Origin of the sequence: Rhodococcus yananensis, from assembly GCF_020515525.1 — a bacterium.
Lineage (GTDB): Bacteria > Actinomycetota > Actinomycetes > Mycobacteriales > Mycobacteriaceae > Rhodococcus > Rhodococcus yananensis.
The window spans coordinates 1-4,221 of the sequence record NZ_JAIYEP010000068.1; the positions used below are offsets into that span (position 1 = coordinate 1).

The following is a 4,221-nucleotide window of genomic DNA, read 5'->3' on the forward strand; positions in this document are numbered from 1 at the left end:
GCCCCAGCTACCAGAAACGCGCACGGGGTGGGGTGTGCGGTCGGCTGCGCAACTGGTGCATCTCGTCGTGGTCGGCCGGCACGGCCCGAACCCGGTGTTCGTCGAGCGCGAACTCCTCCCATCCGATGCGGGTGAACACTCCCGCCGCGGCCCAGGAACGCCAGGGCCGCCGTCACGCGGAATTCACCCACCGTGGATGAGGTCGCGCGGACGAGAACGTGCGAAGCTGGACGCACCCGAGGTACGTCACCTGCACGGCGCCGAGCGTCCGTCGAATCGAGGAGCGTCGCATGACCGACGCCGACTCCCGCCGCTGGGTGTCGCTCGCCGCGACCTGCACCGCGGCGGGTCTGGTGTGGCTCGCGTTCGCCGACTTCGGGGTCGCCACGCCGACGATCGCCGACGTGATGCACGCCGACATGGCCGGGTTGCAGTGGGCGAACAATGCGTTCAGCCTCGTTGCGGGCGCGCTCGTGATCGCGGCCGGCCGGTTCGGTGACATCTTCGGGCAACGACGGATCCTGATGATCGGCATCGGTCTGTTCGCCGGTTTCTCCGTCGTGGCGGCTCTCGCCCCCGGCACCGAGGTGTTGATCGCCGGTCGTGGTCTGATGGGTATCGGTGCGGCCCTGATCCTCCCCGCGACACTCGCGTTGATCCCGCTGCAGTTCTCCGGGGCCGCGCAGCTCACGGCGTTCGGTGTGTGGCAGGCCGTGGCGTGGGGTGGGCAGGCGCTCGCGCCGGCGATCGGCGGGGTGATCACCGACGGTCCGGGATGGCGATGGCTGTTCTGGATCAACCTTCCGCTCGCCGCGATCGCGATGGTGGTGATCCGCTCGGCGACACCCGAATCCGGTCGGGGACCGGTGAACCGCAGGATCGACCGGGCGGGACTTGTCACGATCGGACTCGCCGTGTTCGCGTTGCTGTACGCCCTGACGGACGGGCCCACCGCGGGTTGGACGAGCCCGCTCGTTCTCGCCCTGTTCGCAGCGGCCGTGGTCCTCGCGCTCACCTGGGTGTTCATCGAACGGAGGACGGCGAACCCGCTCGTGAACCTGTCGCTGTTCCGGCTGCGGCCGTACGACGGGGCGCTCACCGCCAATCTGATGATGAACCTCGGTTACGCCGGTCTGAGCTACCTGCTGGTGCTGTGGTTGCAGAATGCCCGCGGCTACAGCGCGGTCCAGTCGGGTCTGCTCATGCTTCCCGCGCTCGTCGGCATCTTCGCGCTCATCCCGCTCGGTGGCCGTATGAGCGGCAGACGGGGAGCGCGGTCGCCCGTGTTACTCGGGTTGGTCGTTCTCGCTGTCGGCTCCGTGATCCTGGCCCCGATGAACGCCGGAACCGCACTGTGGGTCGTTGCGCTGGCGCTGGTCGTCATCGGGTGCGGGCTCGGTCTGCTGTCGACACCGGTGTCGAACACCGCGGTCGGTGGGGTGCCCGGAGAACTCGCCGGTGCGGCCGCAGGTGTGTTCAAGATGTCGAGCATGGTCGGTGGTGCGCTCGGAGTCGCGATCATGACCGCATTCACCCGAGGATTCGCCATCGCGGATTCGGGGGCGGCCGTGCAGGAGTCGGGGATGACCGACGACGAGGTCGACCAGGCGCATGCGGCGCTGGTCGACTCGTCGTCGTTCCGGGAGGCGTTGTCGCGGCTACCCGAAGACCTGCAGGCGAAGGTGACCGACGCCGTCGTCGACGCGTTCTCCCGCGGTCTCGGTGTCACCATGGCCGTGATCGCCGTCGCGGTGCTGCTGGCCGCAGTGATCGTGAGCCGGGTGTGGCCGTCGACGAGCGGATCGGCGACGACGACACCGGCGGGGAGATGATCGACGACGGATTCCGCGCACGGGGACGAACCCCGATGCCTCGACGTCGATCAGGTGCCCTGACCGCGGGCGATCGCCGCGAGCTCGGCGAGCCGTGACCGAGACACCGACCCCGGTTCCGTCGTGTACACGAACAGGGTCTGATCGGCTTCCCCGGTGACGTCGAGTGCCTCGTAGTACACGTCGATCCGCCCCACCAGTGGATGGTCGAGGCGTTTGATGCCGTCGCGACGCTCGACCACGCGGTGATCGGCCCACCACATGCGGAACTCGTCGCTGCCCTCCGACAGTTCCTCGACCAGTCGTGCCAGCAGCGGATCACCCGGGTGGCGTCCCGCATCGAGCCGCAGCGTGCCCACCATCGACGCCGCGATCTTCGCCCAGTCCACATACCGGTCGCGGGCGACCGGGTCGAGGAACGCCCACTGCAGCAGGCTGCGTCGCCGCGCCGGTTTCGCGGGGAAGTCGGTGAGCAGCAGCGCCGCGAGCCGGTTCATCGCCAGCACCTCGGTGCGCCGTCCCCGCACGAACGCCGGATGTTCGGTGAACGAGTCCAGGAGCCGGTGCAGCGACGGACGGACCCGCTGGACGGTGTCTCGGGCGGCAGCGGAGCGCGGTGCGCTCACCGAACGCGCGAGATCGAACAGATGCCGGGTCGCGAGTTCGTCGAGTTGCAGTGCGGTGGCGAGCGAATGCAACACCGACTCCGACGGGCGTTTGTGCCGGCCCTGCTCGAGGCGGGTGTAGTAGTCGGTGCTCACCCCGGCTGCCGCGGCGACTTCCTCGCGGCGCAGGCCGGGCACACGCCGCCGCGCACCGGCACCCGCGACCGGCGACACGAGCGCGCGACGGGCCTTGAGGAACTCCCCGAGTTCGATTCCCGAACGTTCACCACCGACAGTCAACGGACCTCCTCGCTCCGGTCCCGTCCATGATGCTCCACCCGGATGCTTCCCCGGCGATCCTGGGCATGGCGTACCCAGGATCCGTTGGGCACGGTCCACGGCATCGGGGCGGTGGAATCGCTGATGAACTGGAACGGACCGTTCACCTCCGTCGACTCGGGAGAAGCCGATGTCCCTGACCGCACCGACGTCGCCCGTCGATTCCGGGAGTGACGAACCGGACCGGTTGCTCGAACGCCCCGGCGTGCGTCCCGCGGGGATGCGGGATCTCGTCCGCGACCTCGGAGCCGGCTACGTCTCCAACGGGCTGATCGGGCTGATCTTCTCCGCGTCCGGACCCATCGCCGTGACCCTGGCGGTGGGGGCAGCCGGTGGGCTCACCGAAGCGCAACTCGCGTCGTGGGTGTTCGCGATCTTCCTGTCCGCCGGTCTGGCCACCGTCGTGATGTCGCTGGTGTACCGGCAGCCGTTCGGGTTCGCATGGTCGATTCCCGGCACCGTCCTGCTCGGCCCGTCCCTGCAGCATCTGTCGTTCGCGGAGGTCGTCGGTGCGTTCTTCGGTGCCGGTGTGCTCGTGCTCGCGCTCGGTTCCACCGGGGTGGTGCGACGGGTCGTGTCGGCGATCCCGATGCCGATCGTCATGGCGATGGTCGCGGCGGTGTTCCTGCGATCCGGTACCGACATCGTCACCTCCACCCGCGACAACCCGGTCGTCGCGGCGCCGATGGTGGTCGCGTTCGTCGGGCTCACCGCGCTGCCGGTGCTCGGCCGGTTCGTGCCGCCGGTGCTCGGTGCGCTGATCGTCGGCGTCGTCGCGGTCGTGGTGAGCGGCCAGTTCGTGCCGGCGGCGGAGGCCGGCGCGATCCTGGCGTCGCCGACGTTCACCGTGCCCGAGTTCACGTGGGCCGCGCAGCTCGAACTGGTGGTTCCGCTGGCGGTGACCGTGCTGGTCGTGCAGAACGGTCAGGGTGTCGCGGTGCTCCGGGCCGCCGGTCACCGGCCGCCGATCAACGTGTTCGCGATCGTCTCGGGGTTGTTCTCACTGGTCAACGCGGGGTTCGGGGCGGTGTCGGCGTGTGTGACCGGCCCGACGAACGCGCTGCTCACGTCGTCCGGTGTCAAACACCGGCAGTACACCGCGGCCGTCGTGTACGGGCTGCTGTCGCTGGTGTGCGCTGTGCTCGCACCGGGCCTGGTTCGTTTCCTGCTCGCGACCCCGGAGGCCTTCGTGTCGGCACTCGGCGGCATCGCGATGCTCGGTGCGTTACGGCAGGCGTTCGTCGTCGCGTTCTCGACGAAGTTCACCCTCGGGGCGTTGATCACCTTCGTCGTCACGATCGCCGATCCGAACCTGCTGGGCATCCATGCCGCGTTCTGGGGGATCCTCGTCGGCTACGTCCTGTCGCGGATGCTCGAACGCGACGATCACGTGTCGGCCCCCTGACCCGTGCGCACTTCTGGTAGCTCTAGCTACCAGAAGTGCG

4 protein-coding genes are annotated in these 4,221 nt (G+C 69.1%); 3 read left to right on the forward strand and 1 reads right to left on the reverse strand.

What is annotated here, in order from left to right; all coding sequences use genetic code 11:
• Together LDQ05_RS15455 and LDQ05_RS15460 are read left to right on the forward strand one after the other, a co-directional pair.
• Positions 1–200: hypothetical protein (locus LDQ05_RS15455; protein ID WP_226437841.1), on the forward strand; the 200-nt coding region annotated here is incomplete at its 5' end.
• Positions 201–290: 90 nt separating this feature from the next.
• Complete coding sequence (locus LDQ05_RS15460; RefSeq protein WP_226437842.1) at positions 291–1,832, forward strand: MFS transporter; 1,542 nt, start codon at positions 291–293, stop codon at positions 1,830–1,832.
• A gap of 50 nt (positions 1,833–1,882) precedes the next feature.
• Here the strand turns inward: LDQ05_RS15460 and LDQ05_RS15465 are convergent, their stop codons facing one another.
• On the reverse strand, positions 1,883–2,737 hold the full coding sequence (locus LDQ05_RS15465) for a helix-turn-helix transcriptional regulator (RefSeq protein WP_226437843.1): 855 nt from the start codon (positions 2,735–2,737) through the stop codon (positions 1,883–1,885).
• 169 nt (positions 2,738–2,906) lie between these two features.
• Between LDQ05_RS15465 and LDQ05_RS15470 the strand changes: the two genes are divergently transcribed.
• The gene (locus LDQ05_RS15470; RefSeq protein WP_226437844.1) at positions 2,907–4,181 is read left to right on the forward strand and encodes a benzoate/H(+) symporter BenE family transporter; all 1,275 of its coding nucleotides are present in this window, start codon (positions 2,907–2,909) and stop codon (positions 4,179–4,181) included.
• Positions 4,182–4,221 lie beyond the last annotated feature (40 nt).